The organism is Bacteroidota bacterium, assembly GCA_008933805.1.
GTDB lineage: Bacteria > Bacteroidota > Bacteroidia > UBA8524 > UBA8524 > SB11.
On record WBUH01000013.1, the window covers coordinates 1 to 24,200 of the forward strand.

Sequence of the window (24,200 nt, forward strand, 5' to 3'; positions counted from 1 at the left end):
ACAAACAATTCGTAAAATGCTTCTACCAAAAGGTTTGACGCTTTCCCGCGCTGCATTTTCCAATGTTTTTCATAACAGGTTGTATGCGGGCAGTATTGTGATTAAAGCGGACAAGGCAGAAGCGGAAATCGTGGTCAAGGGGGTACATGAAGGTTTGGTGTCAGAAGAGTTGTTTGCGAAGGTTCAAGTGGTAGCCCGGGGAGAAAAGGAAAGCCACGGTAAACCGAAAACCGCTAAAGAGGAATTGCCATTGCGTGGGTTTTTAGAATGCCCAGTATGCGGAGGTAATTTGACGGGCAGTGCTTCCCGCTCCCGAAACGGTGTAAAGCATTTTTATTATCACTGTCAAAAGGGATGCCCGACACGGTTTAGGGCGGATGTTGCCAATGATGCGTTTGATGAGTGGCTTGCAACTGTGAGCCTTAAACCGGAACATACAGAAAACTATATACAATTGTTTGAGTCGATGTTTATGAAAGATGATGATGAAAGGAAAAAGCATCTTGCGCGTATTACTAATGAAATCGCAAAAACAGAAGACTCTTTGGTAAAGCTTGGTCGGCTGTATGTTGAAGGCAAAGTGGACGATACCGATTATGAAAACCTCAAGTCTTCTTATAAGGACGAGATCGCCAAGTTGAGGTTGGAGAAAGAAGAGCATGAAATTGACGTTTCTGAAACGATTAAAGGTATGGAGTTTGCGTTTTCTGTATTGAGCAATCTGCAAAATTTATGGAGGGAACTTGACCTTGAAGGCAAGCGAATATTGATTGGTTCGATAATTAACGGAAAGCTACTTTTTGATGGTTCTGAGTATCGAACCAAACCAGAGGGCTTATTTATAAAAGAAATGGCTGCCATTGCTGACAGCCATTCTTGTTCAGTAGCGGGAGCTGGACTCGAACCAACGACCCCCGGGTTATGAGCCCGGTGAGCTACCACTGCTCCATCCCGCAATATTAAATGGAGTGCAAAAGTATAACTAATTACCGACCTTTGCAACTTTACTTTAAAAAAAATGTCACATGACACACAAAGCAGGGTTTATTAGTATCATTGGAAAGCCCAATGTGGGCAAGAGTACATTGATGAATGCGCTGATTGGCGAGAAGCTCTCCATCATCACTCCCAAGGCGCAAACAACGCGTCACAGCATTATGGGCATCATCAATACCGATGATTACCAAGTAGTGTTTAACGACACCCCGGGAATTATTGACCCGCAGTACGGTTTGCAAAAAAGCATGATGCGCTTTGTGGACGAAAGTCTTGAAGGGGCTGATGTAGTTTTATACATTGCTGAAGTAGGTGAAAAAGAAATTCCTGCTGAGGCTTTGCAGCGCTTACAAAAAACAGCTTCGCCGGTAGTATTGGCCCTGAACAAGATTGATACGCTTGGCCAAGAAGAGATTGTACAAAAGACTGAGTATTGGAAGGGGCTGTTTGGCTTCAGCTCAATCGTACCAATCTCTGCGCTTAATAAATTTAATACCCAAGCATTGCTTGAAGAACTGGTGCGTTACCTACCCGTTTGTCCCCCTTACTACCCTAAAGACCAACTGACAGATAAACCTGAAAAGTTTTTTGCCGCCGAAATTTTGCGCGAAAAAATATTTTTCAGGTATAAGAAAGAAATCCCCTACTCTACTGAGGTTGTTATTGAGCAATTTAAAGACGAGCCCGAGCTATTACGCATTAGCGCAGTGATAATGGTAGAACGCGACTCACAAAAGGGCATTTTAATAGGTGAAAAGGGACTTGCGCTTAAAAACACAGGAACGGCAGCCCGCAAAGAAATGGAGAACTTTTTTGGTAAGAAGGTGTTTTTGGAAATGTTTGTGAAAGTGAAGGAAAAATGGCGCGACACTAAAAGTGCTTTGAAAGAATTTGGATATGATGATTAACATTCAACAAAAAAGCCACCCTGCAAGCAGGGTGGCTTTTCGTTTATATAGTGTTACTATTACTTTAAATACACTTTGCTTATTTGCATTCCTGCACTACCTGCCACTTTCACAACGTAATATCCGGGCACTGTTTGCAACTCAGGTAACATTGCTGTTTGGCCTGCGTGAGCATCAATAACACCCTTATATACTGTTTTACCTAACAAGTCGATTACTTCTACAGCAAGAGTTTCGGTAGTTGTAGTACCTATACTAATGGTCGTCCCGTTTGAACCTATAAAGAAATCCGCAGCCGCTGATTCCTCAACCGCAGTTGTACTTTTCTTGCGGATGTGCAACACAAAACGTTCAGCAATATCACCGGTTTCAATATCAAACGTAAAGGCACCTTTTGCTATATCGTATAGTTTTCCGCTTAGTTTATCCTCAAGATAAACCTCAACACCCCTTTCTATATTTTCCAAAGCAGCTGTCAGTTGATGTTTTCCTGTACTTGCTGTCGAAACAGCTATTGGTAGGTCAATACCCTTTTCAGGAATATCACTCCATACATCTCTGTTCAACCTTTTATCGTCAGAAACAATATAGATGCTTGGGGCAGAGGGGTCATTCATTTTCTTAAACCCATCCAATGCATCAAACCCATTTTGGGCTGCACTATCAGTAAAAAATTTTGCCTTATCGGTAACACCTGTTTTCAGGTTTTTAAGACTTAATTCAACGAAATTTTCTACTGAAACTGTTTTATCAAAAAAGTTTGACCCAATAGCCACATTTCTGCTGCTGTTAGGCAAGGTTACGCTTACATTGTTTGATGAAACTTTGATAGTAAAGGCGGTGAAAGGAGGCACTACACCATCGTTTATATTATCATAAGCAGTGTAGGTGCCTGTATTTTGATCATAAAAATAAGCCGCCGTTCCTTGTATGTTTGCTATTGAACCATCCCAATAAAAGCCTGTAGGCCACGGATTGCGTATTATATGCCAACCTGATGTATCGTTGTTACTGCCTGTGCTTGTTAATCCTGATAATGTATAGTTTGAAGTACCTTGATAAGTACCTGTAATATCTATAGTAAGCGGCAAATTTGAGTTGCGCAGATAAACTGCAAAACCGCCAGCATCCATACTTTGAGATAAACCACTGGCTGCAGTCCAATGCGGTGCCGAACCTGACTCATCAAACCTGAACACATTAGCATAATTTGGATCGGGTGTGCTAAAATACAACGGCACATCATCGTTTATTTGCGCCAATGTTGCGCCGCTCACAGGTGAGCAAATAGACCTCCAACCGGCACCACCGCCTCCTATGTAATACTCACAGGTGATGTTGCCTGATATAGCTCCGTTTAAGCTGCCACCGGCTCCTATCTGACCGTAACTGGTTGCCGAACTTGCTCCTAAAGTAAGTAAACTATTGGTGGTTAACGTTGTGCTGCTCGACACTCTAAGAATGCCTTCAAACTCAAACGCTGTGCCGTATAAGTTTGCTGTACCCGATTTGTAAAACTCAAGGTCGCCATTGCTGCTTCCTAAACCATTGCCGTAATTGTAAAAATCGCCGTATACTGAAACTAAGTTACCTGAGGTAACAGTTAAATTATAACCGCTATCCACCCTTAGGCTGCGACAAGTAAATGATCCGGGAGCGGTGTTAGATTGAATAATTACATCCATAGTTGATGAAACCGTACCTCCCCACGAACTACCGTTCCAACTCAGTCTTAAAGGAATTGCAGTTGTTTGCGGAGTATTTCCTATTGTCCAGTTAGCTTTGTTATTTATCACAGTTTTATCAAGACTAAGAATATTACTTGTCATGACTATATTCTCTCTTTTAACCAAACTCGAATCCATTCGGATTGCACTCACGCCACTCACCAAAGAGTCGGGCAATTCAGATTGAAACAACCCGGATGCAGAGGCGGTCCCGTCCCAATTAGCGTCAGAGGTTAATCCGGTAATGTAATTTAGATGAATGCCTGCCAAATATCTTGTAACCGTCAACCTGTATGTTGAAGAAGTATCGATGCTGGTAATACCCTGAAAAGCGAACACTTGATCAGTTCCACCGTTATGGTTTAAGGATAGCGCAGTACCGGTTACAATGGTTCCGGTAGAGGCATTTGCCAAACCACCAGCATTTGAAGCTGCGGCAGTTGAACTCCAAAATTTTATTATTGTGCCTGCGGGCAACGCACTTGATGCTTCCCATATAAACACATACTCGTTTTTATTGCTGGTTAATATATTATACCCGTTTGCATCCTTATAGCATCCGTCAGTAAAGCCAATTTGTGTGCCTGATGTAATACCTTTAAGCAATACGATTGCAAAAGTATCAGCAGTGCTGTTATTCATCTGGCAGCTAACAAAGGCAACATCACCGGCATACAACGATGTTTGCGCTTTAACGCCGAAGGAAAAAAAGGTTAAAAATGTGGTTATTGCCCAAAATGACAATTTTTTTAACGAGTAGGTGTTGATATTCATTTTTAGCGATAATTAAAAATTTAAAATTACTGCTTATAAATTTTTAATCACTTTTTCACTTCTAACACACCATGTTAACAACACAAATACTGATTACTATATAGTACAATATAACTCATACTAAAAATATTTTTTAAAATAATTTACTAAAAAATAATAAATTTTTATACTGCAGCAGCCTCACGCAGACGCTCATAGTTGCGCTTCACCTCACCTGATATAGGCACTGCATTGCCCTCATCATCAATACGTACAAAAGTAATATGAGTAGTACATACCACAACTTCCTCGCCACCGTAAAAATTACGTTTCCGCGCCTCAATTTTCATGGTTACAGAAGTATTACCAATTGACAATACATCGCCATAAATCAATATTTGATATCCAAGTTTTACAGGACGTTTAAACACTACTTCATCGATTTTGACGGTAACCATATTTGGGGTATTACATACATCGGCAGCCATTGATGCTGCGGCTTCGTCTATCCACGACAGCATATTCCCTCCGAATAAATTACCGTGAATACCGAGGTCACGGGTCATACAGATTTTTTGCGTTATCAGTTTCATTTTTGTACTAATTTTAAATGTGATTGTTGGAAAAATGACCCTTAGCGAGATGCAACAATGCCCATAGCAGGCATATTTGCTGTGCTTATCGTTTTTTTGAGGGCCGGCTGAAAAAGTGAGTTATCAGCAACAATGCGCACAATGCCAACAGCACACTGCACGATGGGCCGCATGGCGTTTTCGTGAGTTTAGATGATATGTATTGCTGTTGTTAAGCATTTATAAATGCGTTGCTTTTTCTTATAAAAGAGCTGCAAAGCTAAGCACAAGTTTTTATATAATGAAAGAACCGGCAATTAAATTCTGTTAACACAACAAAAAAGGGAGTGTTTTGCGACACCCCCTTCGTCGTTAAAATTATGGAACGGAAACAACTTATAACTCAATTGTAATGAATGGATCCCATTGGAAATAACCAATTACTGTACCTTGTTGGTTTAGCACTTGGAACGACCATGAGTATTGTACACTATTGCAAGCTTGCAAAGCAGTAGTTTGCCATGCTGAACTGGTGTAGGCAATAGGTGTAGCAGTGGTTGGATTTGTAGGGTTATTGATATACAAGTTTACGGCAAGCGGGAGACAAATGGGTTGTGTTACATAAGTACCGATTGCCGCAGATTGGAAATTGTACAAAATAGAACTAAACTCAACACCGGCACCGGGGTTGGTAATTGTCCAACGGATGTTATCACCCACATCGCACTGGATGGTAAGTTCTGATTGGGCTTGCTCGTTTACAACATAGCAATCTTCAGTAATCATAAACACATACACATCTGATTGTGAATATGAGCCCAATGAGGTAGGAGCATTTAATGAGCCGGCAGGCAATTGGCCATTGGCAACTTTGGCAGCTAACGTGGCTGCATCAACAACGCATAGAATATCGATAGTATTAGACATAACTTTAAATTTTTGATAGTTAGTTCTTACTCGTAAGGCTTTTCAGAATCCGCCCCAACAGTTACTTGGTTGGTCAAGCCCGTGTTTTTTAGAAATGGTACGGCAACATTTAATTGAATTACGTGCACATAAACAGGGGGTCAGCCTTTTTCAAACCCAACTTGTATTTATTATAATCAAATGCAAGTTGGAGTAAATACATCCGTTAAAAAACAGTAGTTGTTACTGTATTGATAAACAGATACTTTTACGGGTAAGCCCTACTAACAAATAAGTGTTACGATGTTATGCAGTTACGCAGTTATCGTGTTATTTTTGTTACGCACCGCACAAGGGCTTGCGGGGTTTTGTCTGTATAGCAGACGGTTACGGGTTTCAAAGAACTTTTAGATACGTAGTAATTGGAAACGGACATAAATGAAGAAGTCCCGATTTCTCGGGACTTCCATAACTTTTTTATACGAAGGTGATAATTGAAATACAGCCCATCTGTGTGTGAAATTTGTAGGCACAACTCATAATGCAATTTACTTTTTCTAAGTTACAAACTAGCGTATTTGCCCCGCGCTCTCGCAAGTCTGTCGCGCAGGCTGTGCGGCAGCGACTTGTGAGAATATGTAAAATAAGTTTGTAACTTATTCATTCTTTTAAAGTAAAACAATATGCTCCCGATTTCTCGGGACTTCCATAACCTTTTTATACAAAGGTGATAATTGGGACAATACCGTTCGCTGGTAACCGCCTGTATGTAAAACGCTTTTAGCTGTTCGGCTGCATCCCATAGGTACTTTCGGTCAGTATCGCTTTGGGTAATGCTGCTGTTTACATTAAAATTAAAATACTGTAGTAAGTGCGGTAAGGTTATACCGTCTTAAACAAACCAATATTTTATTATCCACCAATGGCGTCTTTTATACTTTAACTCATATGATTCCCATTCTTTTGGAAGTTTACTATTTTGCTTAAAACTCTTATAAACAAGATTTGGGTCATAAAGCGTAATAATACTATTTCCCGATAACATTTTTAGATTCAAAATAAAATCAGAGTAAGACTTTGTCCGAAAGAGCCTTTTAGTACTTATATCAAAAATACACCACCCAGTATATTTAACTATAATACCGTTCGTTTCTGAACAATGAAGTAAAATATAATTTTGAACAAGGCCTATAGAATCAATTCCATTTATATCAGACAAGAGATTATTTGTATATTTTTCTTGTATAAACCAATTATCATCATTCTTAAGAGAATTTAGAACAATTGGCTCAATTAATGGTATTTGTTTCAAATCACCATCAGAAGAATACTCATAAAAACCCTTAAAAAATAGGGTGTATAAAATAAAACCAATTGAACATATAATAATTAAAGTCTTAAGTATTTTCATTTTAAACTTATTTTACATATACGGAATATGAGGCATCAAATTCAACACGCGTTTACATATTAGAATTTCCTCTAAACTGTGAATAATAAACCGTTCCCGTGACAGCACAACAAATATTACAGCCCCCCGCTCTCGCAAGTCTGTCGCGCAGGCTGTGTGGCAGCGAATTGTGAGAGCGGGGGACTTCCATAACCTTTTATACAAAGGTGATAATTTGGAATATAGCTTATCAACCTGCACCTTTTTGACATATCTCCATAATATTTATTACATGATTACCATAATGAGGCCAAATTTGTTTGAACAGAGTAGAATCCGTATCATATCTCCTTCTTTGAAGTCCTCTTAAAACTCTACCATTTTCCGTTTCTTGTAAAGAACAACACTCCGCTGCATAACCTATCAAAATGGATATAATATCAAAGTAGTTATCCTGAATATAACTTATCTCCAACCTCCTAAAAGTGCTATCATAAGTTCTCGCATCCCTTACAAATTTATTACCATAATAAATCCAATCAGATTCACAATTCTTATTAATATACTCCTTTACCTCCAACAGAGCTTTACAATTCTTGTGTTGTTTAAAAGCCTCCCTAATGTCACTTTTAGAATATACATTAGAAAAAAACTCATACAGTCCAGCATCCAGGTTAACTGAGTCTCTCGGTTTTCTTAAGCCAAAAATCTTAAAATATTTATAGTTACTTTTATCAAAATCTTCGTAAATGTTTATTGCAATGAGATCTCTCAATACGAAAAACGATGTTATATTTTCGCTTCTCAGATAATCTAAATAAATAAATGTCTTTAGCGTATCCCCATTTTCTTCGAACCGATAACTTTCACTATACCTGCTGATTGTTTTTGATATTTCTTCGATTTCTGCATTTGACTTCCAGTTACATCCGATGAAAATAATCAGAAAAATAATTAACACTTGCTTTCTTAAATAAACCATCATCGCTTTTTTATTAAACTAAATAATACTCCCCATACCTCTCGCAAGTCTGTCGAGCAGGCTGTGCGGCAGCGACTTGTGAGAATATGTAAAATAAGTTTGCAACTTATTCATTCTTTTAAAGTAAAACAATATGCTCCCGATTTCTCGGGACTTCCATAACTTTTTTATACAAAGGTGACAATTTGGAACACGACCCTACCCTCTATTCAATTTCTAAACTATATTCAATGTTCAACTTTCGAAGAATATATAAAATCAAAAGAACATTATTTGCGGAGGCAAATTTTTCAATTTTATTTATTTCACAAATTCCATTTAAGTAATTTACTTTAACATCTATTTCCCATCGAAAGTATGGTGCCCAAGATGACTCTGAAACATCGGATATTCTACGAAAAAGAAAAACTATTGAATCATAACCCTCAGCACTAATTCTTGTTTTTATAATTTTCTCATGGGTATTTATTACAAAAACAATATCTCTAAAGTGCCAGATTAGCTCTTTGACAAAATACCACAAAAAATACATTAATATAAGGACACATAAAACAGAAATAAATAAATTTATTCTATATATAACAACCAAATACAATGAAAATGCAATAAAAATCAAACTACCGGCTAACAAAATCATTGAAATAAGAAATTTATGCTTTCTTTTGGTAAACGTCATTAACGTCTCCTGGAATTGAATTTTTGTATCAGGCATTTTTACTTCCATATCAATCCGTTTTAAGTTTTTCTTTTACCTGGTTTTATTTAGATCTGTATGGAAGTTATCTAACGCTTTTATTACTGAACCTCCCCCCGCTCTCGCAAGTCTGTCTCGTAGGCTGTTTGGCAGCGAATTGTGATAGCGGGGGACTTCCATACCTTTTATACAAAGGTGATAATTTGGAATATAGCTTATCAACCTGCACCTTTTTGACATATCTCCATAATATTTATTACATGATTACCATAATGAGGCCAAATTTGTTTGAACAGAGTAGAATCCGTATCATATCTCCTTCTTTGAAGTCCTCTTAAAACTCTACCATTTTCCGTTTCTTGTAAAGAACAACACTCCGCTGCATAACCTATCAAAATGGATATAATATCAAAGTAGTTATCCTGAATATAACTTATCTCCAACCTCCTAAAAGTGCTATCATAAGTTCTCGCATCCCTTACAAATTTATTACCATAATAAATCCAATCAGATTCACAATTCTTATTAATATACTCCTTTACCTCCAACAGAGCTTTACAATTCTTGTGTTGTTTAAAAGCCTCCCTAATGTCACTTTTAGAATATACATTAGAAAAAAACTCATACAGTCCAGCATCCAGGTTAACTGAGTCTCTCGGTTTTCTTAAGCCAAAAATCTTAAAATATTTATAGTTACTTTTATCAAAATCTTCGTAAATGTTTATTGCAATGAGATCTCTCAATACGAAAAACGATGTTATATTTTCGCTTCTCAGATAATCTAAATAAATAAATGTCTTTAGCGTATCCCCATTTTCTTCGAACCGATAACTTTCACTATACCTGCTGATTGTTTTTGATATTTCTTCGATTTCTGCATTTGACTTCCAGTTACATCCGATGAAAATAATCAGAAAAATAATTAACACTTGCTTTCTTAAATAAACCATCATCGCTTTTTTATTAAACTAAATAATACTCCCCGTACCTCTCGCAAGTCTGTCGCGCAGGCTGTGCAGCAGCGACTTGAGGGAATACATCTATACAGCCCATCTGTATTGTGAAATTTGTAGGTACGGATCATATAATGCAAATCACTTTTTCTAAGTTACAAACTTAGTGTATTTGCCCTATGAGTCTCTGTCGCAGTAGACTGAGCTACCGGCTTGCGAGGGCGAAAGAAATTATCCAGCGATACCACCTCTGAAAGAGATGGGAAATATCTTTTTATTGTTGACATTACTTAATTAAATTTTTTACTTAACCTTAGTACCATAAAGAGGGGGCTTTTGCAGGAACTCTTTCCATAATAGTAAAACACTCTTAAACTCTTGAAGAGTATAACTTTCGTAGGGGCCACTACTATAATCTTTATCATCCCATATTTTACACCCGTAGGGTCTATCTCACAACTTACAAAATCTATTGAAAGCAGGGGGCTTACAAGGGGGGATATTATTTATGCTTTCATCAACCAAAATAATTAGCTCATCTACATCCTCAATTAAAGGAAGCATGCTCAAGAGTGTGGTAATTCGCCTTTCGCCGTCAGCATATTTTATAATAGTATTATTGGGGTTAATAGTACTTTTAAATTTGATACCAAGTTGTACTATAATATTACTCATGTTTTTAATCATGAAGATTCTATAAAAAATTATTGTTACATTTTTTGGAAATTCAACGGGGGTGTTTTCAAAAAATTAATCCACTCCTCCAAAATTCTCTTGTAATCATTGATAGGAATTGTATATACATCATTAATCGTTACGTTTGTTGTAGTAATTTCAACTGATGTGTCATTAAAACTAATCTCCCTTTGATATGCTTGATTCGTTAAGGCTCTATCGATTTCTTTAAGTACTTGCATGAAATGTCCCTCATCAAATGATCCACTAAGATGATAAGCTATGTCAGCAGCGAGGGTTGCGTCAGGAGCGAAGCATTGCTTATAATTTTTACCATTTGTAATAACATTACTAAAAGCTAAATTGTATTGTTTGATAATTGTGTTCATATTTTATTTATAAACGACATCCACTCTAAAACAATTTTTTCGAAATCATCCGTAGGTAATTGTTCATCTGGAAAAGACCAAGAACCCCCTTTATCTGTATATACAAATTTTGTATTATTGATGTCAATGTAGGCTATAATACCAGTGTCGGATGATATTTGAATATATATCTTCGCAATAGTTATTGTATTAGTTTTAACTGAATCAATTTGATTAATAATAAATTCTTGAATGTCATCTCCGAGTATATAATCACTCAAAAACTGACACAAAGTGGGTTTTAATTTGCTTTCACAAAAACTAAAATTTATGCCGCTGACAATTTTTTTATAAAAATTAACTTGATACTGTTTTAATATATTACTCATAAATTTCCTATTGATTAAAGTTTGGAAGCAATGGATATGACATAATGTCTTCAACACCATTAACATATAGTATTTTAAATATGCAAAATGCCCCCGCTCTCGCAAGTCTGTCGCGCAGGCTGTGCGGCAGCGACTTGGGAGAATCAACACAATAAGTTACAAACTTATTCTTTCCGTGTAAAGTAAAATTTTGTTTGAAGAGATGTTGTTAAAACGCTGCACCAGCACAAATAAAAAAGCCTTTCGAGAATTTCTTCTGAAAGGCTTGTCTTTGTTTGTGGTACCAGCCGGGATCGAACCAGCGACACAAGGATTTTCAGTCCTTTGCTCTACCAACTGAGCTATGGTACCTTTTTTTGGGGAGTGCAAATGTAAGTGTTTTTTCAAAGTTGCAAAACATTTTTTTGCTTACTGCTTTTTTATCATCTTTGAAGTCGGTACCAACCGCGTAAATCCTTATGCAAATTGTTTCGCAACTTATTTTTGCCCTTGCCCTTGGTGCAGCTATATATACGTTTTGGCGCAACGTAAGTAAAATACGCCGCAACATTTTATTGGGCAAACCATTAGACCGCACTGATAATCAGCGGGAAAGAATTACCACTATGCTTAAGGTGGCCTTTGGCCAAAGCAAAATGGTAACCCGTCCCTTGGCAGGCATCATGCACTTGTTTGTTTACATAGGCTTTGTGCTGATAAACATTGAAGTGCTAGAAATTATCATCGATGGGCTTGCAGGTACTCACCGTGTTTTAATGGAACCCTTCGGTGCCGTGTACACAGCTGCCATTGCCTTCTTCGAGATTTTAGGCGCATTGGTATTGATTGGCTGCGTGGTATTTCTTATCCGCAGGTATAGCGGCAAAGTACCCCGCTTGAATATGCGCGAGCTTGACGGATGGCCGTTTAAAGATGCCACTTACATATTAGCAATTGAGATTGTATTAATGCTGGCTTTGTTTGTAATGAATGCTGCTGACACCCATTTTCAGGCACACAGCTCAATGCCCATAAGCGGACTAATAGCCCCGCTATTTGCCAATATGGATGCCGGAACAGCTGCCGGAATTGAGCGCGCCGCATGGTGGTTTCACATTTTAGGAATATTTGTTTTCTTAAACTATCTGCCCTACTCAAAACACTTTCACATTATACTGGCATTCCCAAACACCTACTTTTCACAACTTACTCCAAAGGGTCAATTCACCAACATGGAATCAGTAACTACCGAAGTTAAACTGATGATGGACCCTTCGGCGGCACCTCCTGATAATTACGAACCTCCTACAAGTTTTGGTGTAAAGGACGTTACCGACCTGCATTGGAAAAATCTGATGGATGCCTATAGCTGCACCGAGTGCGGACGTTGCACATCAGTTTGTCCGGCAAATGTTACAGGTAAATTGCTTTCTCCACGCAAGGTGATGATGGACACTCGCGACCGCTTGGAAGAGGTAGGCAAAAACATTGATAAAAACGGGCAGTTTGAAGACGATGGTAAAAACCTGCACAGTTATATCAGCGAAGAGGAACTTTGGGCTTGCACCACTTGCAATGCTTGTGCTGAGGCTTGCCCCGTAAACATTAACCCTGTTGAGATTATTTACGGTATGCGCCAGTATTTAGTGATGGAAAAATCACAAGCGCCTACCGAACTGAACGGTATGTTTACCAATCTTGAAAACAACGGTGCTCCTTGGCAGTTCTCACCATCTGACAGAGCTAACTGGACACAGGAAGTATAAACATGAAAGCTCAACTGTATATATTATCAGTACTCTGTGCTTTTGTTTTCTTTTCATGCAAGAAAGAAAACGAAAACGCCACAGTTTGGTATTATTACAGCGAGTTAGATTGCAACCTTACTCCATTTATAGTTTCCAATGATTCATTGCAGAATTTTGAAAACTGTAAAGGTTTCTTACAAAACAACGGCATAGAGGTTTTAAACGGCTATCCGCGCAACCACGGCCCGGGGCGTGCAATACTTGCCTGCGGTGGCCCGCGCCATTTTGGGTTTACCCATTATGTGCTGATACATAAAAAAGATATTGACAAAGCGGTTTCATTAAAGCTACAGCCAATGGCTGAGAGCGATTTATAATAGAGATATGAGCGAACCAATACAAGTGAAAACGATGGCCGAAATGGCCGCAATGGGCCAAGCACCCGAAGTATTGTTTTGGGTGGGTTGTGCCGGAAGTTTTGACGAGCGTGCCCAAAAAGTAACCAAGGCATTTGCCAAACTGCTGCACCATGCAGGTGTAAAGTTTGCAATACTTGGCCAAGAAGAAACCTGCACTGGCGACCCTGCCAAACGTGCCGGTAACGAGTTTTTGTTTCAAATGCAGGCAATGACCAATATTGCTACGCTTGAGGCTTACGGAGTGAAAAAAATTGTTACTGCATGTCCGCATTGTTTCAATACCCTTAAAAACGAATACCCTTCGTTGGGCGGAAACTACGAGGTAATGCACCATACATCGTTTTTGCAAGCCCTTATTAATGAAGGCAGACTTACTATTGAAGGCGGTTTGTACAAGGGCAAAAAAGTTACTTACCACGACAGCTGTTACCTTGGCCGTGCCAACGGCATATACGAAGCTCCGCGCAGTTTGCTGGAGAAACTGGATGCCGAACTGATAGAAATGAAACGTTGCCGAACCAACGGTCTTTGCTGTGGTGCAGGCGGCGCACAGATGTTTAAAGAAGCAGAAAACGGCAATAAAGAGGTGAATATTGAGCGAACGGAAGATGTATTAGAAACCAAAGCAAGCGTAGTTGCTTCTGCTTGTCCGTTTTGTATGACAATGCTTCGTGATGGCGTGAAACACGCTGAAAAAGAAGCTGATATACAGGTATTAGATATTGCCGAACTGATTGCACAAGCAAAAGATTTATAAAATCTTTTTAGGCGGCAACACCGTAAGTATCATCATTACTTATGAGAGTGAGCCACCACATACCGAATTTTCTTTTACTTGTTTTAAAAAACAGTATCCTCTGCTTTTGTGCAGTGTTTTCTGCTTGCAGTGATGGTGACAGTAACTATGTTATCCCCCAAACCACAGATACATTGGTAAAAAAACCTGTTGCTGATGCTGCACAACTGCAAATGGAACCGATAAACGCATCAGCACTGAAACCAAAGCCTACCCCGGATTCATTACAAGGTTTTATAAAGTATATTATCCCTAAAGGGGCGCAATTCAGCCAACAGAACACGCCTACTTTGGTAAACGAAGACAGTTTGGTGTTTGAGGTAATTTTTGACAGCTCTGCCATTTACACAACGGTTGAGCCTGAAAACCAAGCCGACATTAACAAACTATTCGGGTTTAGCGATTGCAGCACACTGCATCATGAAAACAGTGCCCGCTTTGGCTGGAGGTATTACCAAAACAAGCTCGAGCTGCTTGCCTATTGTTACAGCAATGCAGCATTGGCTTTTAAGTCCGTAAGCAGTATTCAAATCAATAAAAAATATACCTGCACCATAGTTGCTAAAGCAACTGAGTATGTTTTTTACCTTGAGGGAAAGAATCCGATAAGTATGCAGCGCGGATGTGCTGAAGGATTGCAGTTCCGTTTGTACCCTTATTTTGGCGGCACAGAAGCTGCCCCACACGAGGTTTCTATTCTTATAAAAAAAATCCACTAAGTAATGGGTTGCATCTAAAAAGAACCCATAACACTTATAGAGTTTCCACACTACTTGGCCATATTGCCATCAAGGATGATAATAGTGAGTATCAACATTAGTCTGAATATAAAACTTAGGACTTTAAGAGTAACGTTCCGAATGGTTTAAAACCATTCGGAACGAACCATTACAAAAGATTCGGCTTTATGCCCGTGGGTGTGGTAGTTATGAGCGTGTCGCTATTGAGTCAGCACCTCCCCTATTTGCTGAGCAAATTAATGCTTGCACCCCTCCTGTTTAATACTCACGCAAATCTATTCAATCACCAATTTTTTGCTATATACCTCGTTGGTGCCAATCACTTGTATTGTGCAATAGTAAACGGCAGCAGGCAACTGTATCGCCATTTCATTAACAACACCTGTTTCAAAAGCTACCTTTTTACCCAACACATCATATACAGACACATTAAGTATATGTCCCAAGGGATTACTAAAACCCAGCGCATTTGAAGTTACGGGATTGGGGAAAATGTCAACCGTTGGGTTTGCCACAGCAGTTACACCAGTATTATTGTTACTTTTTAACAAAATCTCACCACTTAGTGTTCCAATCAGTGTCTTACCATTACGTGCCGACAATGAAAATGCCGACAAACCGGAAGGGAAAGAAGTATCTGCATTCCATGTCAAACCCCTGTTAGTAGTAATTAATGGCTTTGTGAATGTTAACCCTACCACATATCCGATATTAACTGTAGGAAAGCTGATAGCTGTCGCCAAGGCTCCGCTGGGACCTGCCACCACCGGATACCAGTTACTACCACTATCAATAGTTTTCAAAATTTCGGAGCCGTCGTATGTTAGCGCAAACCCAACTGATGCACTCGTAAACAATATATCTGCTATTGTATTTCCATTGCTAAGTGCCGACATATTTACCGGCTGCCAGTTTTGGCCTCCGTCAACTGTTTTCCTAATCTCTGTAGCTCCTGAAAACCCAACTGAATCATTAATAAAAAACAACGCTGTTGATGCCGCCAAAGAAGGGGTTGAAACAGCATTCCATGTTTGTCCGCCATCATTTGTAGCTGCAAACGAATTTCCCGAGCCAACTCCCCCTGTAGCATACCCAATATTTGCCGAAGTAAAAAACACGTTTGATACACCCTGGCTCATCGCAGATGATGAAACATCAGTCCAGTTTTGGCCGCCATCCGTTGTTTTTAATAAGTTAGGATTGCCTGTAATATCCGTACGACCGATAAACCCTGTATTAGCATCCAAAAAATGTACAACCTCAAAATTAGGGTCAGTAACCGATATATTCGGTGTCATATCCGTCCATGTATTTCCCCCATTGGTACTTTTCAAAAAAGTACTGTCGCCAACAGCATAAACAACTAAATCGTTTACAAACTGAATATCGTAAATAGCTTGGTTGCCTGTGTAAACAACGTTCCACTGACCAAAAGACATGATAGTGAGCAAAAGCCCGCAAAGCAGTAATGTGTATTTCATAGTTCAAAAAAAATGTACCATAGCAGACCGCTCAATATCACGTAGTGTTGCAGCTTGTTGTAAAAAGACACTAATATGACACACTAAATACTACCAACAGCTTTAGTACCTTTGTATCATTATGCATCATTTTCCTCCGCAATCAAAAGTTTGGGTATATATGGCCGACAGGCTTTTTACTGATGCCGAAACCCAAGCCCTTACAAACGCTATAGCCGATTTTACAGCCCAGTGGACGGCCCACAACATGCAACTGAAAGCTACCGGACAAGTATATTTTAACCGTTTTATTGTACTACTGGTTGATGAAACCCAAGCAGGTGCCAGCGGCTGCTCAATTGATAAGTCGGTTCATTTTATAAAGCAGATTGAAGAAAAACTAGGCGTATCATTATTTAACAGGCAATTGATAGCTTACAAAAAAGGAGAAGACATTAATACCTTTTTATTGGGCGAAGTTGATAAATACGTGGCAAACGGCGAACTGACACCCGAAACGGTGTTTTTTAACAACACAGTAACCACCAAACAACAGTTTGATGAGCAATGGCAGCAACCCATTGCCCAAAGTTGGATGAAACGCTACCTACCCACCCAAACCACATAACCCTGAAACGCACCGGATTTTATATACTACTGGTTGCCCTGCACCTTGCATTATTTTGGCAGGTGAAAGACTTCCCATTTTTGGGAGACAGTATTCCCAGCAACCTGTTTGCCGCTGAGAATATTTACAATCACCATTTCGGGACAGTGTGGAACATTCCCGAGGCCGACCCCGGTCACGGCACATTATACCCCGCATTCATTGCCTTAATGTGGCTTATCTTCGGTAAAAGCTTATGGGTAACCCATTTAGTACAAATTGTGGTAGGATTGGCTACTTGCCTTATCGGCTATAAAATAGCCCGCAAAAACTGGGGTGAGAGTACCTCGCAGTTTGCAGTATTGTTGTTTAGCATATCACCGTTATACGTTGGGCAATTGATAGGCGCATCGTTACAGTTACCGCTCACGCTGGCTGCCCTTTCTGCCTTTTACTTTTGGCAGCAAAAAAAACACCTTGCATACGCCATAAGCCTTTGCCTAATGATGCTTTGCCATTTACAGGCTGCATTTTTGCTGTTATTCTTATTCATTCACGATGCCGCATTTTTCTACATCGAAAACGGCTATAAGCTTTACCTGCGTTGGTTTTTTATGCGCTGGTGGATATACGCGCTACCCTTTGCTGTATTTTTAATTTGGGGCATACTGCACCAACAACACAGCGGCTGGGCATTTAGTTCTCCCAACTACTTGCGCGAAGCCCCCTCGTTTAAAGGGTTAGTGTACAACATAGGCATTATGGGCTGGAGAGTTATTGATTTTGGCTACCTGATACCTTTTGCCGTTGTAATTGCTTTCATCATCAAGCGGCGCAAAAAAATATACTTGGGTGATGCCAAAGTCCAAGCCCTTATCTCTTATGTGTTAATGTTGCTAATTGTAGGTGGCGGCATTTGTATTGTATTTGCCCACCCGCCTATACACCGCTACTTTTTGCCAACAACCTTACTGCTACTAATACTATTTGCAGCCATTTTAGAAGAGATGAAGCCCTTATCGGCCAAAATTTGGGCAACCGTAGCGGCAATTGCTTTAGTGGCAGGCAACTTTATGTATTACCCCGGCAAGTGCATGGGCGATGCAAACCTTGCCTATTTACCTCTATTTAAATTAGAAGAAAAAATCGCGGCTGATTTCCCAAAAAATACTGTCTTTTATACCTACGCTCCATTAAGTTATCCTAGCTCCATCCGTTATATGGACAGCGCCAAAGGCCCTGTATTTAAAGGCCTGTATAATAAACCATTGGATAGTGCAACCTATGTTTTGCAAAGCTGTATGAATTGTGAATTTAGTGCCCGAGAAAAAGAAATACTTAAAACATGGCACGGAACATCGTACACAGCAGGAAATGTATTTGTAAACATTTATGCAAACCCCGCTAAAGTGCCACAAAAACCAAAAGGCTGGCAATTACGCCAACCTTCAGCTGCTGAGATTTGGTTGCAGGATGCTAAAGAAAATTTACAGTAACATTTCCCAATGCCTTAACTTTTTTTAACTACCTAACTGTTATGGTGATCCATAAACAGCACCTCTTCACACCCGTGCAAACCCGTATATCAACAGTTACAAAATTCCAAAAAACTATTGAATATTATTTATTAAAAATTGCAAACGGGGCATTTATTTTTTGCAGTTTATGCAATTATTTATTTGCTCCACAATTAAGTAGTGCATTATAATAGTTTGTGTATTTTTGAAACTAATGGAAGGCGATAAAAAAATACTGCGCTTTTGGTATGCCTATCTGGTGTTCTTTTTTGGGTTTGCCTTGCTAAACCTTGACCGAATACCTGTTGCGTGGCTGGATGAAACCTTCGGGCTTGACCCGGCTGTGAATTTGGTACGTGAGGGCAGCTACACATCAAAAATATGGGCACACCCCGGCACCGAAGAAGTGTTTTTGGCCTATATGCCCTTTATACAGCTATACAACGCCGCTTTTTTGACCTTTTTACCTGCTGAAATTTTTTGGGTACGTCTTCCCTATTTATTGGCTTTTGCCATTGCCCTGTTTTACTTAGTCAAAATTTACCGTGGCCCCATGCAACTGGGACTTTTATTCTCCCTCGGGTTGGCTTTCGTTTTTATGAACGACAAAGGCGTGTATGAATCCATGCGCAGTTTCCGCAGTGAGGTATTAGAGCTGATGCTAATGGCACCGGCCATCTATTTTTTCCTGCAAAATAAAAGACCGGTATGGGTGTCCTTCTTACTTAGCATGGTTTTTTTAACGCACCCCTCGTTATGGGTATGGGTTGGGGTATTAATGCTTTACTTGTTTTTTACGGTGGATGCCAAAAACAAAGTGTTTATCAGTACAGTATTTGCACTCCCAATTCTTGCTTTTTTAACCTACGCTGATTTTGATTTTGCAACGCTAAAATCGCAACTGATTGACCACGGCGGCGAGCACATGGCCAAAGGAAATGTATTTGTAGCACACATTTGGGAACGTTACTGGCCGTATTATAAACTACAACCGTGGATGGTAATATTACCCGTTTTTATAACCATTTACTGTGTTTATATTATTTACAAAGATAAAAGCATCAAACAACGCCCTTTAGAGGTCGCTTTTCTGCTCACCTCGGTGTACTGGTTGTTTATCCTTGCACCCAATTACCGGTACAACACCCCCAATATCTTACTAATGTTTGTGCTGTTGCCCCGCCCGTTACTACTGATTAAGCAACGTTATTTTGATACCATAGAAGCCCCAAAAAGGCTTAAACTTATACCGATAGTATATTTACTTACCGCACCAATTTTGGTGCTCGCCGAAGTACCCATGCTGGGACGTAATACGTTAGCCTTGGTACAACGCGAGGAGCGCAACCCCGATAAGGCTATCAACTGGTTGGAGAGTCAGTTTGATGAAACCAAAAAAATACTGCTGGTTGAAAATTCAATAGCGCATTACTACTCGTTACAACACCCCAATGTTGACTTCGCGCTGGTGTACTCCGTATATAAATATGACTTTGCCGCTTACGACGAGGTGTATTTGGTAACGGTGAATGATTATCCGTTTAAAGGTGCCGAATTAAAAGCCGAGTATTTGCCCCACAAAGGCACTTTGTTTGGCCGCGAGGTCGGCAGCAGTGCAGTAACCTATTACGGCCTTAAAGTGTATAAAATTAACTCTGCGGCTGAATTTAAGGGCTTGCAAAAGGGGTATGAACAATATGCCAATCAGTAAATAGTATATGGCCGACGATTTACAAGATATTACCCAATCTCTAACGCCTTATTTTGCACTGCAAGAAGGCGGATATACTTACGATGCCCTTGTGAAAAGGATTGCCGAAGAAGTGCAATACCTGATTGATTATGACCTGAACAAGCTTTGGAATTTGCTGTACCGTATTGATGTATCAGAAAAAAAGGTAAAGGAGGTGATTGAAACTACCCCCTTTAACCAACATTCGCTGCTAATTGCTCAACTAATACTAAAGCGTCAGCAGGAAAAAGTTATATCGCGCAAGAATTATAAAACCAATACCTAACCTATTCTACCCACAGTTTGGTAGTATAGCTGGTTGATCCGTTACGCACGGTAGCTAAATAAATACCGCTTGATAAGGCTGAAACATCCAGCACTGCTGTTTGTCCGTTAAGCGGTTGTATCAAAATCTCTTTTCCTGTAATATCAGTTACTACAATGCTCCCTTCTACAACAGGCTCGCTAAATGCAGCATGGTATTGCTTGCCCGCAACATCATACCCCCATGTACCTGCAAATGTTTCAATGTCATCAACATTGGTTATTTGGCCTTGCATATCTGCATAGTTTGCCTGATATACTTCTTTGGTTGCATCATTTTGTACAAACGCCACTACGCGCAGTTGCGAAAGTGATTTTACGTTTAAAGTAGCTATATCTAATTCAAGGCTGTCTTGTCCGCCAAGTTGTTTATTAACCAAATTAGCACCCGAAGTAGTAGGAAAAATTGAACGCATTACATTCTTATATACGCTTTCAGCATTGCGACCGGGTGAAGCTAAATATGCTGTTTTCGGCACTCCCCTTTCAAGCAAAACAACATAAGCTTTTGCATCTGTTGCAGAGTTATCCATTGCAGAGGTAAAAACTACACGACCATTAAACCTGCCATTAATTATTCGAAGGTTCTTAATTTCAATTTGGTATTGCGGGGCGACGGCTATACGTTGGTTAATTCTTGAGGCCAATGAGCTCAGGAGTACGCTGGTTGAACCGTTGTAAGAACCGCCGTCGATTACTGATGTCGGGGTACCCGCTACGTTGTATTTCCCCGAACGTGAAAGGGCATCCGTGGGGCTTTCGTAATGCAGAGAATCGTGGGTGTATGGAAAGGGTATGTGATAGGTAATCACCACTGCATTTGCAGGATTTTGGTCAGCAAAGTCATACACTTGCGGACTGTATGCGGCACAAGTAGGGCAACTGGCGTTCGAAAACTGTTCAATCAATACTCTTCGTTGCTGCGCCGATGACGAAAGGCACAAAAGAATTGCGGATGCTATTAAAAATATCTTTTTCATCTGTTTATTATTTAGCGTTAAAAAGGGTTTTGATAACAGGTATCTGATGGCGGTTTATCCATGCTACCACTGCGCAGCAAACAAATACTACAACGGCATAGCCAAACAACAAACCGCCGTCGCCTTGCACTTCAATCCCTAATTTGGTAAGGTGAAAAAAGATAGCCCCTGATATCACCCCTAACCCCATCAATGAGCCCAACCATGAGGTAGCCGGAATAAGCAATAATATTGAGGCTATTAACTCCCCTACACCGCTTCCAATACGACCAACAGGCTCTATACCAAGGGTAGAGAATATATATACCGACTCAGGTGCGGCAGTAAACTTAAAATACAGGGTTTGCAGCATAATTATAGCTGCTACCAAACGGCAAACCCACAAAACAATTACAGTAGTTTTATTCATAGCTTTATTTTTTTAGTGTTGCTGTCCAATTGTTATCAGCCTTGGTTTTCAGGTTCTTTTCGTCTTTGTCCCAGCTCTTTTTAGTATTGGTTAAATAGGCATTGTAAAACAGGTACAGTTTACCGTCCACCAATTTGTAGGTTTCAGGGTCAACCTCCACCTTGCTGCCATCATTCCCCATTGCGTATGCACACCAACCGCCGTATTGGGGCTCGTATTTTTCAGGATTCTTTTTAAACAAATCTAAATACACCCCATTCCCAAAGTAATAAGTAATGCCTTTGTGCGTGTAGCTTTTGTCCTTTGTTCCTTTTTTGGGCGCACCGTAAAAATAGCTTACAGGGTCGTACCCCTCGATAGCAAGGTTACTCTTGTGGTTAAAGTGCTTTTTACGCGCAGCTTCGTCTTGCATTGGGTTTACTAGCAGCCCTGCGGTAAACAGAAATAGCAATACCGTTTTCATAGTGTTACTGAATTATAACACAAAGGTAGAAGCTCATTTAAGAGCCGTTTGTCAGCTATGTGACAAACCAATGAAATTATTTAAGTAATTCTATCGAAGGGATTAAAACCTCTCTGCGGCGCACATCTAAAAGGTTTTGCTCCTTTAGCTCGCCTAAAATGCGTGCGGTGGTTTGCCGTGCCAAGCCGTTTAGGGCAGCAATTTCTTGTTGGGTGAGGTAGTTTTTAAGCACTATGTTTTGGGTGATTCCTTTTGCTTCCTCCTCGGCCCATTCTTTAAAAAACTGAACCAATCGGGTGCGGGCATCTTTAAACAACAGCGATGAATAGCGACGGCTTACCGTCATTTGTTGCTTACCCACCTGTTTTGAGTAATTAACCGCCAAGGTAGGGCGGGTTTTAAGCATGGCTTCAAACTCCGATACATTAAAGTTACACAACACCGTATCATTGCCCATAGCCATTGCAAAGCCGTGACTGCTGTTATTTTCTTCTAAACCAAGCTGCCCGAAAATGTCGTTCTCTTTCAGTACGTCCAGCAATATCTCATTGCCGTCATCGTCGTAATAACCCAGTTTCACATTGCCCCGTTTCACAAAATACACCTTGCGCACTTCATCCTCGGGAAAATAAATAAACTCGTGTTTGGTACAGGTTTTAAACGCCACCAGCCACTCTAACTGTTTATAGTCGTCGTCAGTAAGAGCATCAAAAATGGTGTGGTTGCGTAAATACCAGTATTTAACAGATTCCATCAATGGGTTTTATTATGGTAAAGATAGCAAACCTGCCCATTGGTAAAAAGTAAAGTATTAGGACAACTCCCTATTAAACAGGATATACGTGTCTTTCAGAGTGGTATGACGAGCGAACCATCGGACCGCTTTCAACGTAGTTGAAACCTTTGCTCAATCCCACTTCTTTGTAGTATGCAAACTTATCAGGGTGAACAAATTCCACCACATCCAAGTGCATTTTAGTAGGTTGCAGGTATTGGCCAAGCGTTAGCACATCACATCCGTGGGCTACAAGGTCGTCCATAATTTCAAATACCTCGTCATCAGTCTCGCCCAAGCCCAGCATTATACCGCTTTTGGTACGTATGCCTAAGTCTTTGGTACGGCGGGTTTGCTCAAGGCTGCGCTCGTATTTAGCCTGTGGGCGCACTTTGCGGTACAAACGTTTCACCGTTTCCATATTGTGCGAAATCACTTCGGGGCGTTCATTAGCCACCAATTCAAGCAATTCCCAGCGGGCTTTAAAATCAGGTATCAGGGTTTCAAGCGTAGTTTCGGGGCTTTCTTCTTTTACTAAACGGATAGTATCCGCCCACACAGTTGCACCCAAATCTTTCAACTCATCACGGTTTACCGAGGTAATAACAGCGTGCTTAACGCCCATCAATTTTATAGCATCCGCCACACGACGGGGTTCGTCAAGGTCGTATTCAGTCGGCCTGCCTGTAGCTACCGCACAAAACGAGCAACTGCGGGTGCATATATTGCCCAATATCATAAACGTAGCTGTACCCTCGCCCCAGCACTCACCCATATTCGGGCAATTGCCACTTTCGCAAATGGTATGCAGCTTGTTTTCATCCACCAGCTTGCGCACTTTGCGGTAATTTTCGCCTGTGGGCAATTTCACCTTCAGCCATTCAGGCTTTTTGGTGCGGGGGGTATCGCTAACTATAGGAAGTTCTATCACAATAAAG

General features: G+C 40.1%; 25 protein-coding genes and 2 tRNA genes. 10 read left to right on the forward strand and 17 right to left on the reverse strand.

Going from position 1 to position 24,200, the window contains the following annotated elements:
- Nucleotides 1-16: 16 nt before the first annotated feature.
- Nucleotides 17-925 (forward strand): hypothetical protein, encoded by a 909-nt coding sequence (locus tag F9K23_12970; protein ID KAB2914754.1) that lies wholly within the window; start codon nt 17-19, stop codon nt 923-925.
- Here F9K23_12970 and F9K23_12975 read toward each other — a convergent pair.
- A tRNA-Met gene (locus F9K23_12975) sits at nt 885-956 on the reverse strand. The genes F9K23_12970 and F9K23_12975 overlap by 41 nt on opposite strands.
- Before the next feature lie 69 nt (nt 957-1,025).
- On the opposite strand from F9K23_12975, the gene F9K23_12980 reads away from it, so the two are divergent.
- Complete coding sequence (locus F9K23_12980; protein KAB2914637.1) at nt 1,026-1,904, forward strand: GTPase Era; 879 nt, start codon at nt 1,026-1,028, stop codon at nt 1,902-1,904.
- 59 nt (nt 1,905-1,963) lie between these two features.
- Here the strand turns inward: F9K23_12980 and F9K23_12985 are convergent, their stop codons facing one another.
- The 10 genes from F9K23_12985 to F9K23_13030 all read right to left on the reverse strand — a co-directional run bounded on the left by F9K23_12985 (nt 1,964) and on the right by F9K23_13030 (nt 11,664).
- A complete protein-coding gene (locus F9K23_12985; protein KAB2914638.1) occupies nt 1,964-4,405 on the reverse strand; it encodes a hypothetical protein in 2,442 nt (813 codons plus the stop codon).
- A gap of 164 nt (nt 4,406-4,569) precedes the next feature.
- Nucleotides 4,570-4,977, reverse strand: a complete 408-nt coding sequence (locus F9K23_12990) for an acyl-CoA thioesterase (protein ID KAB2914639.1) — start codon at nt 4,975-4,977, stop codon at nt 4,570-4,572.
- 375 nt (nt 4,978-5,352) lie between these two features.
- Nucleotides 5,353-5,883, reverse strand: coding sequence for a hypothetical protein (locus F9K23_12995; protein KAB2914640.1), 531 nt, complete (start codon nt 5,881-5,883; stop codon nt 5,353-5,355).
- 871 nt (nt 5,884-6,754) lie between these two features.
- Entirely contained in the window at nt 6,755-7,273 is a 519-nt protein-coding gene (locus tag F9K23_13000; GenBank protein ID KAB2914641.1) for a hypothetical protein, read from the reverse strand.
- A gap of 229 nt (nt 7,274-7,502) precedes the next feature.
- Nucleotides 7,503-8,237: a hypothetical protein gene (locus tag F9K23_13005; protein ID KAB2914642.1), complete on the reverse strand. Its 735-nt coding sequence runs from the start codon at nt 8,235-8,237 to the stop codon at nt 7,503-7,505.
- 202 nt (nt 8,238-8,439) lie between these two features.
- Nucleotides 8,440-8,958, reverse strand: a complete 519-nt coding sequence (locus F9K23_13010) for a hypothetical protein (protein KAB2914643.1) — start codon at nt 8,956-8,958, stop codon at nt 8,440-8,442.
- A 188-nt stretch (nt 8,959-9,146) separates the two neighbouring features.
- A complete protein-coding gene (locus F9K23_13015; protein KAB2914644.1) occupies nt 9,147-9,881 on the reverse strand; it encodes a hypothetical protein in 735 nt (244 codons plus the stop codon).
- 710 nt (nt 9,882-10,591) lie between these two features.
- Nucleotides 10,592-10,945, reverse strand: a complete 354-nt coding sequence (locus F9K23_13020; GenBank protein ID KAB2914645.1) for a hypothetical protein — start codon at nt 10,943-10,945, stop codon at nt 10,592-10,594.
- Nucleotides 10,942-11,313, reverse strand: coding sequence for a hypothetical protein (locus F9K23_13025; protein KAB2914646.1), 372 nt, complete (start codon nt 11,311-11,313; stop codon nt 10,942-10,944). Before F9K23_13025 ends, F9K23_13020 begins: the two co-directional genes overlap by 4 nt.
- A 278-nt stretch (nt 11,314-11,591) precedes the next feature.
- Nucleotides 11,592-11,664: transfer RNA gene (locus F9K23_13030), tRNA-Phe, on the reverse strand.
- A 107-nt stretch (nt 11,665-11,771) separates the two neighbouring features.
- On the opposite strand from F9K23_13030, the gene F9K23_13035 reads away from it, so the two are divergent.
- The 4 genes from F9K23_13035 (at nt 11,772) to F9K23_13050 (ending at nt 14,974) form a co-directional block, all read left to right on the forward strand.
- Complete coding sequence (locus tag F9K23_13035) at nt 11,772-13,058, forward strand: 4Fe-4S dicluster domain-containing protein (GenBank protein ID KAB2914647.1); 1,287 nt, start codon at nt 11,772-11,774, stop codon at nt 13,056-13,058.
- Nucleotides 13,059-13,060: 2 nt separating this feature from the next.
- Nucleotides 13,061-13,417: a hypothetical protein gene (locus F9K23_13040; GenBank protein ID KAB2914648.1), complete on the forward strand. Its 357-nt coding sequence runs from the start codon at nt 13,061-13,063 to the stop codon at nt 13,415-13,417.
- 7 nt (nt 13,418-13,424) lie between these two features.
- Nucleotides 13,425-14,216, forward strand: coding sequence for a (Fe-S)-binding protein (locus F9K23_13045; protein KAB2914649.1), 792 nt, complete (start codon nt 13,425-13,427; stop codon nt 14,214-14,216).
- Nucleotides 14,217-14,329: 113 nt separating this feature from the next.
- Nucleotides 14,330-14,974, forward strand: coding sequence for a hypothetical protein (locus F9K23_13050; protein KAB2914650.1), 645 nt, complete (start codon nt 14,330-14,332; stop codon nt 14,972-14,974).
- A 296-nt stretch (nt 14,975-15,270) separates the two neighbouring features.
- Here the strand turns inward: F9K23_13050 and F9K23_13055 are convergent, their stop codons facing one another.
- Nucleotides 15,271-16,476, reverse strand: a complete 1,206-nt coding sequence (locus F9K23_13055) for a T9SS type A sorting domain-containing protein (protein ID KAB2914651.1) — start codon at nt 16,474-16,476, stop codon at nt 15,271-15,273.
- A gap of 121 nt (nt 16,477-16,597) precedes the next feature.
- Between F9K23_13055 and F9K23_13060 the strand changes: the two genes are divergently transcribed.
- The 4 genes from F9K23_13060 (at nt 16,598) to F9K23_13075 (ending at nt 20,597) form a co-directional block, all read left to right on the forward strand.
- Complete coding sequence (locus F9K23_13060; protein KAB2914652.1) at nt 16,598-17,083, forward strand: ABC transporter ATPase; 486 nt, start codon at nt 16,598-16,600, stop codon at nt 17,081-17,083.
- On the forward strand, nt 17,023-18,558 hold the full coding sequence (locus F9K23_13065) for a glycosyltransferase family 39 protein (protein ID KAB2914653.1): 1,536 nt from the start codon (nt 17,023-17,025) through the stop codon (nt 18,556-18,558). The genes F9K23_13060 and F9K23_13065 overlap by 61 nt, the downstream gene beginning before the upstream one ends.
- A 235-nt stretch (nt 18,559-18,793) precedes the next feature.
- Nucleotides 18,794-20,290, forward strand: a complete 1,497-nt coding sequence (locus tag F9K23_13070; protein ID KAB2914654.1) for a hypothetical protein — start codon at nt 18,794-18,796, stop codon at nt 20,288-20,290.
- Nucleotides 20,291-20,297: 7 nt separating this feature from the next.
- Nucleotides 20,298-20,597: a hypothetical protein gene (locus tag F9K23_13075; protein ID KAB2914655.1), complete on the forward strand. Its 300-nt coding sequence runs from the start codon at nt 20,298-20,300 to the stop codon at nt 20,595-20,597.
- 1 nt (nt 20,598) lies between these two features.
- Here F9K23_13075 and F9K23_13080 read toward each other — a convergent pair whose 3' ends face one another.
- The 5 genes from F9K23_13080 to lipA all read right to left on the reverse strand — a co-directional run bounded on the left by F9K23_13080 (nt 20,599) and on the right by lipA (nt 24,193).
- Nucleotides 20,599-21,615 carry a T9SS type A sorting domain-containing protein gene (locus F9K23_13080; GenBank protein ID KAB2914656.1) on the reverse strand — a complete coding sequence of 339 codons (1,017 nt, stop codon included), beginning with the start codon at nt 21,613-21,615 and terminating at the stop codon, nt 20,599-20,601.
- Nucleotides 21,616-21,622: 7 nt separating this feature from the next.
- On the reverse strand, nt 21,623-22,024 hold the full coding sequence (locus tag F9K23_13085) for a DoxX family protein (GenBank protein KAB2914657.1): 402 nt from the start codon (nt 22,022-22,024) through the stop codon (nt 21,623-21,625).
- Between the two features lie 4 nt (nt 22,025-22,028).
- On the reverse strand, nt 22,029-22,487 hold the full coding sequence (locus tag F9K23_13090) for a YHS domain protein (GenBank protein ID KAB2914658.1): 459 nt from the start codon (nt 22,485-22,487) through the stop codon (nt 22,029-22,031).
- 76 nt (nt 22,488-22,563) lie between these two features.
- Complete coding sequence (locus F9K23_13095; GenBank protein ID KAB2914659.1) at nt 22,564-23,241, reverse strand: Crp/Fnr family transcriptional regulator; 678 nt, start codon at nt 23,239-23,241, stop codon at nt 22,564-22,566.
- Nucleotides 23,242-23,314: 73 nt separating this feature from the next.
- Nucleotides 23,315-24,193 carry a lipoyl synthase gene (lipA, locus tag F9K23_13100; GenBank protein KAB2914660.1) on the reverse strand — a complete coding sequence of 293 codons (879 nt, stop codon included), beginning with the start codon at nt 24,191-24,193 and terminating at the stop codon, nt 23,315-23,317.
- Between the last annotated feature and the right edge of the window lie 7 nt (nt 24,194-24,200).

What these genes read in the sequence shown, in the direction of transcription:
- F9K23_13085 (KAB2914657.1), bottom strand. Translation starts at nt 22,024, where the DNA reads ATGAATAAAACTACTGTAATTGTTTTGTGGGTTTGCCGTTTGGTAGCA.
- F9K23_13060 (KAB2914652.1), top strand. Translation starts at nt 16,598, where the DNA reads ATGCATCATTTTCCTCCGCAATCAAAAGTTTGGGTATATATGGCCGAC.
- F9K23_13045 (KAB2914649.1), top strand. Translation starts at nt 13,425, where the DNA reads ATGAGCGAACCAATACAAGTGAAAACGATGGCCGAAATGGCCGCAATG.
- F9K23_13090 (KAB2914658.1), bottom strand. Translation starts at nt 22,487, where the DNA reads ATGAAAACGGTATTGCTATTTCTGTTTACCGCAGGGCTGCTAGTAAAC.
- F9K23_13015 (KAB2914644.1), bottom strand. Translation starts at nt 9,881, where the DNA reads ATGATGGTTTATTTAAGAAAGCAAGTGTTAATTATTTTTCTGATTATT.
- F9K23_13080 (KAB2914656.1), bottom strand. Translation starts at nt 21,615, where the DNA reads ATGAAAAAGATATTTTTAATAGCATCCGCAATTCTTTTGTGCCTTTCG.
- F9K23_13025 (KAB2914646.1), bottom strand. Translation starts at nt 11,313, where the DNA reads ATGAGTAATATATTAAAACAGTATCAAGTTAATTTTTATAAAAAAATT.
- F9K23_12995 (KAB2914640.1), bottom strand. Translation starts at nt 5,883, where the DNA reads ATGTCTAATACTATCGATATTCTATGCGTTGTTGATGCAGCCACGTTA.
- F9K23_13065 (KAB2914653.1), top strand. Translation starts at nt 17,023, where the DNA reads ATGGCAGCAACCCATTGCCCAAAGTTGGATGAAACGCTACCTACCCAC.
- F9K23_13005 (KAB2914642.1), bottom strand. Translation starts at nt 8,237, where the DNA reads ATGATGGTTTATTTAAGAAAGCAAGTGTTAATTATTTTTCTGATTATT.
- F9K23_13035 (KAB2914647.1), top strand. Translation starts at nt 11,772, where the DNA reads ATGCAAATTGTTTCGCAACTTATTTTTGCCCTTGCCCTTGGTGCAGCT.
- F9K23_13070 (KAB2914654.1), top strand. Translation starts at nt 18,794, where the DNA reads ATGGAAGGCGATAAAAAAATACTGCGCTTTTGGTATGCCTATCTGGTG.
- F9K23_13020 (KAB2914645.1), bottom strand. Translation starts at nt 10,945, where the DNA reads ATGAACACAATTATCAAACAATACAATTTAGCTTTTAGTAATGTTATT.
- F9K23_13040 (KAB2914648.1), top strand. Translation starts at nt 13,061, where the DNA reads ATGAAAGCTCAACTGTATATATTATCAGTACTCTGTGCTTTTGTTTTC.
- F9K23_12985 (KAB2914638.1), bottom strand. Translation starts at nt 4,405, where the DNA reads ATGAATATCAACACCTACTCGTTAAAAAAATTGTCATTTTGGGCAATA.
- F9K23_13055 (KAB2914651.1), bottom strand. Translation starts at nt 16,476, where the DNA reads ATGAAATACACATTACTGCTTTGCGGGCTTTTGCTCACTATCATGTCT.
- F9K23_13075 (KAB2914655.1), top strand. Translation starts at nt 20,298, where the DNA reads ATGGCCGACGATTTACAAGATATTACCCAATCTCTAACGCCTTATTTT.
- F9K23_12980 (KAB2914637.1), top strand. Translation starts at nt 1,026, where the DNA reads ATGACACACAAAGCAGGGTTTATTAGTATCATTGGAAAGCCCAATGTG.
- F9K23_12970 (KAB2914754.1), top strand. Translation starts at nt 17, where the DNA reads ATGCTTCTACCAAAAGGTTTGACGCTTTCCCGCGCTGCATTTTCCAAT.
- F9K23_13000 (KAB2914641.1), bottom strand. Translation starts at nt 7,273, where the DNA reads ATGAAAATACTTAAGACTTTAATTATTATATGTTCAATTGGTTTTATT.
- F9K23_13010 (KAB2914643.1), bottom strand. Translation starts at nt 8,958, where the DNA reads ATGGAAGTAAAAATGCCTGATACAAAAATTCAATTCCAGGAGACGTTA.
- F9K23_13095 (KAB2914659.1), bottom strand. Translation starts at nt 23,241, where the DNA reads ATGGAATCTGTTAAATACTGGTATTTACGCAACCACACCATTTTTGAT.
- F9K23_12990 (KAB2914639.1), bottom strand. Translation starts at nt 4,977, where the DNA reads ATGAAACTGATAACGCAAAAAATCTGTATGACCCGTGACCTCGGTATT.